Source organism: Veillonella sp. CAG:933, from assembly GCF_000431435.1.
In the GTDB taxonomy this organism is placed as follows: Bacteria; Bacillota; Negativicutes; order Veillonellales; family Veillonellaceae; genus Veillonella_A.
In genome coordinates this window covers 8,024-12,632 of record NZ_HF986198.1, presented here as the reverse complement: position 1 = coordinate 12,632, position 4,609 = coordinate 8,024, and the positions used below count along the sequence as shown (strand labels likewise).

General features: G+C 42.5%; 3 protein-coding genes. All 3 read right to left on the bottom strand.

Annotated features, from left to right (window positions below; translation table 11 throughout):
* Positions 1-508 precede the first annotated feature (508 nt).
* The 3 genes from QZL64_RS06650 to QZL64_RS06640 all read right to left on the bottom strand — a co-directional run bounded on the left by QZL64_RS06650 (position 509) and on the right by QZL64_RS06640 (position 4,279).
* On the bottom strand, positions 509-2,167 hold the full coding sequence (locus QZL64_RS06650) for a vWA domain-containing protein (RefSeq protein WP_021841232.1): 1,659 nt from the start codon (positions 2,165-2,167) through the stop codon (positions 509-511).
* Positions 2,168-2,170: 3 nt separating this feature from the next.
* Positions 2,171-3,292 (bottom strand): AAA family ATPase, encoded by a 1,122-nt coding sequence (locus tag QZL64_RS06645; protein WP_021841231.1) that lies wholly within the window; start codon positions 3,290-3,292, stop codon positions 2,171-2,173.
* 180 nt (positions 3,293-3,472) lie between these two features.
* Positions 3,473-4,279, bottom strand: a complete 807-nt coding sequence (locus QZL64_RS06640) for a hypothetical protein (RefSeq protein ID WP_021841230.1) — start codon at positions 4,277-4,279, stop codon at positions 3,473-3,475.
* Positions 4,280-4,609: the final 330 nt, after the last annotated feature.

Here is a 4,609-nt window from a genome sequence, read left to right as displayed (position 1 = left end):
TTATGTGTTCAATTTCATTGTACAATTAACCAAAAAAAAATATTATTAAAACACTTATACAAAAAAAGACTAAATATTTATTATTCTTCAGTTTTGTATATCCACGATACCAATCCATATCCTTACTATCCTCTAATTCAATATTGGTAGTAAAAAAAGAAGGTCCACATAATCCATTGCATCATCTTCTGCAATAGACAGGGGAATACCTTCTGTCGTTACTCGTTCAATTCGGTTTTGCTTATTACTGTCAATTTAATCCATGCCTGTTTCATGCTAACACTCCTCAACTGATTAAAGAATATAGTTCCACCGAAAACAGCATTCACATTTATTACATCATTTATTACGTTGATTATATAAAAAGGTAATCAATTTGTAAATAACAAATCAAACAAGCATAAATAAGACAAAAAAACTGCCACCGGAAACCGGTGGCAGAAAAATAATGTTTTAAGTTTATACTCGAAGAAGAACAACAAAAACTCAACCCACATATTTTATTATCTTATTTATCCCAATCCCGTTCCTGATTGGCCATGGAGAACCCTTCCTGGTTATTCATGGAGAAACCGTCCACCCGTTCATAATCGACAGTCATATCATAATCTTCAAATGTCTGATTCAAATGTTTAACGAGACCCCACGGATTCTTGAGTGATAGTTTAGCTTCTTCGCCTACCAAAACCCAAAGAATTTTATAATGCTTCGGATCGACTTTCAAATGTTTTTCACCTTTACCATCCGTAAAGTAGATGAGCAAATCCGCTTGCATTTGATTAGCATAATGAACTACCGGCGTGAAAAGCGTACTACCACGAGCCGTTACACGCGGCTCAACATCGTTCATGGTTTTTACCGGATAGGTGCGGCGAATGACACTGTCGCATTCCACCACGGTAATTTCAAAATCATAAGCCTTGGTAATTTCCAGTACTTCCAACATGGCTTGACGGAAAGCACCATCCGTAATACTGCCGCTACAATCAAGCGCAACCACAATTTTAGCACGACGCTTGCGCAAAGTACCGCGAATTTCCAATCGTTCCGGCTGACGACGACTACGACGAGTAGTCGTTTTTTTATGCCCCCACGCAACGGAACCGACCAAGCGTTTTAAGTAGACTGACCACGGCAAGGATGCCCGATGTTTTTTCATATCACTCAAAAGGCCCGACAAATACCCGGCCAATTCGCCTTTTTCAGAATTCTCCACCATCTTATTGGTCAGCTGTTGTTGGGAATCGCCATCCACTTCATCGGACTCGCTCCAAAGGTCATGGCTGTTGGCTATATCAAAGGCTTCGGCCACGCCGGGCGAACTCATAGCCGCATCACTTAAGCTGTCTTCCACTTCCGTTTCGCCGTCTGTTTCACGCGCAATATCTATGTGTGCCTGAATCTCGTCCACATAATATTCTAGTGGCTTAAACGCCACCACGGTAGTGCCGAAGTTCTTATTGAGCCACTTTACGTCAATCGCATTGGGCGGCAATGGGTCAATATAGTTATTAACCACGATGTCCATGGCCAGATTAATGGCAAGTGGCGAGTACCGCTGATATAAACGCTTAGCGCGCACCAAATGGAGCGAAATCACATGAAGAATTTCATGCTTAATGGAACTAATCATTTGCGCCGGCGTCATGTCGAGAAAAATGAGCGGGTTAAAGTACATCACATAGCGACTGCCTTTAAAATTAATGCCCGTGCCGCTGGTCATACCAAAGCGCAATTCCTGACCGACCTGTAAAAAGAAATAGCCGAAGAATGAATCGCTTTCGATAAGGCGCAAATTCAATTTTGACACAAGTTTGAAAAAACGGTTTTCATAGTCTTTATCGACGGTAAAATCGGTCGTTCCGGCCGTCAAATCACGTTTGCCCGCAGCCAACGCCGCCGCTTCCGTAATGGCATAGCCGATGGAATTAGTATACGCATTATCCTTAATTTCCTGGGCCCGTTGGAGCGCATCACGCTCTTGCTGCCAAGCCGTTACCAGTTTTTTGGTAATCGCCAATAGAGCCACGCGTTCCGCTTCAAGGGGATCCTGATTACTAAGGTTGCCGGCTTCAAGCTTGGCTCCGCCGTTTTTATCCTTTTCGGCATTGACTTGCCAATCAGGTTTTAACGTCCGCCGCGTTACAATATCTATTTCACCATTCATAGCTTATAAGCTCCGCTGTAAATCAAAGAAGTTATTGACGAACTCATCATTTTTGATGGCTTCCTTATAAAAACGCGGATAGGTATTACGGATATCCTTCATCACAGCCATCTGTAAATCTTCCGGATAGGCTTTTAAAAAGTCCATAAAGCGATTAATAACAGCCTGAGCCGCTGCATCGTCTACAAACAACTGGTTCGCACGCAGTTCAATGACGCGCATTAAGTTTTTAGCCGTCAAATACAAACGAGTATGGCTTTCCTTTTTGAGTCGTTCAAGAACGGATTCTGCCATAGTTTCACCGTTAAATACATCATCATAAGTGAGTAACGGTTCATGGTCGGCTTCTACGAAGCTCACAAATTCCTGGGCAATCACCTTACCCACATTACCGCGAATAACGTTGAAGAACACATCTTTACCGACTGCCTCTTTATTCGCTTTGTACATGGCATACAACGCGGATACACGTTCATAACTACGCGGTGTTGCGTAAATATCGTCTTCGTTCATCTTGTGCAAATATTCCGGATAGGTACTGATGAATTCCATAACCATCGGTTCCAATTTGGCTTCCGCCGCCCAATCGAGCCACTGCATATAATCCGGCTCCATCTGGAGCCACACGAAACGGTTCTGCTGGGCCACGTCCATTTCAACGGTCTGGTAATCGTAGCTGTTAGTCGGGTTCATGGCCGCTACAATATGTACGGAATGTCCAAGGTTAAAACCGTTGATTTCACGGTTCAAAATAAGGTTCATCAACTCCTGCTGTACCGCATGTTCACAGCGGTTGATTTCGTCGATGAATAAGAGCACCTGCTGCCCCGCCGCCATATAGTCGGCAATCTGTTTTAATTTATAGTGAATGGCATAGACTGTCACTTTTTCCGTAACCGTCGTGCCGTCATTCATTTTTCGTGAAAAGCTGTCTACCGTCGGCAAACCGCCGATTTCGCCTTCTTTTAATAAGTTGCCGTCGATGGTTACGAGCGACCAGCCGTTTTTTACAGCCAAACGATGTGCCAAGGAGGTTTTACCAATTCCCGTTTCACCGACTAAAAGCGGTACCTGACCGGCCGATAATACCAACTCAACACTTCTCATTGTTTCTACAAAGTTCATATATGTTTTCCTTTTCCCTTATTTAATATATTTTCGATTGTGATTTTCATCCGGGACAGCTTTTATATAAGCGTCCGAACTCTATTAAAATTTCAACAGTTCATCAACTGCGATGTGTCGTATTAAAAACCTTTAAAACTTTAAAAGCTCATCAACCGCGATGCGCCGTATTAAAAGTCTTTAGAATTTTAAAAGCTCATCTACCGCAATACGGCGTGCTTTTTGAGTTCCGAATTGATCGATAAGACCGACCACATCCGCTTCAAACCCTTTATTATGCTTGCCGATGTACGTGCAATTAAGTAAATCACGCACGTACTGTTCGCTCGTGTTTTCATCAGCCAAAATTTCTTTCAAACGTTCTTCCAAGTAAATCGACGGAATCATGTAATCCGGTGGCAAATACTTCGTAATCAGACTGCTGATGCCGATAAAATGGAGTGCCTGGTCCACTGTCACCGTCCCCAACAAGCGTACCGCCTGAGGGTCTAACGTGACCGCCAAATCAATGGCTTCCGGTACCGGATCTTTAATATAGCTGAGAGCCTGATAATTCTGACCCACCGCAGCCAGCTGCACCGCTTTGGACGGGTTCTCAATAAATTTGATGGCATCATAATTCGACGTGACCGCCAAAATCTGAAGCTCTTCGCTCGGGTCTTTTACATATTGAATGGCCCAGCCCGACTCGGCTAAGGCCAAGCGAATCAACGATTCGTCGGGATTTTCAATCAAGCCCAAATTATTCCAGCCTTTGCTTACCACTTGTTCCAGTACCTCATGGGACGGGTTTTCAATGTACTGAATGGCCCGCGGAGCGTTCGACAGAGCTATATCTATCATTTCAGGCGTCGGATTTTTGATGAACTGCAGCACCATACCGTTTTTGCGTAGGGCGGTCAACTTCATCTCGTCCGTCGGATTATCCATCTGCGCCAAGGCAAACGGATTAATACTTAATATGCGTAAATTCTTTTCATTATCCATGTTGTGTCCTTATTTCTTATACTACGAGTTTAATTCTAAAAACACGTTCAGCATTCTCGCTGATTTATATTGCATCAATTGCAATCTTTTATATTGTAATCAATTGCATTCTATTATATTGAATAATTTCGTTTCTATGTATATGATACCACTTCTCAATAGTTTTGTCCTTAAAATTATGGCAAAAAAAGAAAAGCCGCCTGGCTCGACAGCTTTTCTTTACCGATAATATACACTATTAAATTCAAGATACTTATAATTTATTAGTTATGATTTATATTTTACTAAGAAATCTAGAATATGCTGATTAACCATATCCGGCTGCTCTTC

Coding starts and splice junctions, on each gene's coding strand:
- QZL64_RS06650 (WP_021841232.1), bottom strand. CDS start 2,167: ATGAATGGTGAAATAGATATTGTAACGCGGCGGACGTTAAAACCTGAT.
- QZL64_RS06645 (WP_021841231.1), bottom strand. CDS start 3,292: ATGAACTTTGTAGAAACAATGAGAAGTGTTGAGTTGGTATTATCGGCC.
- QZL64_RS06640 (WP_021841230.1), bottom strand. CDS start 4,279: ATGGATAATGAAAAGAATTTACGCATATTAAGTATTAATCCGTTTGCC.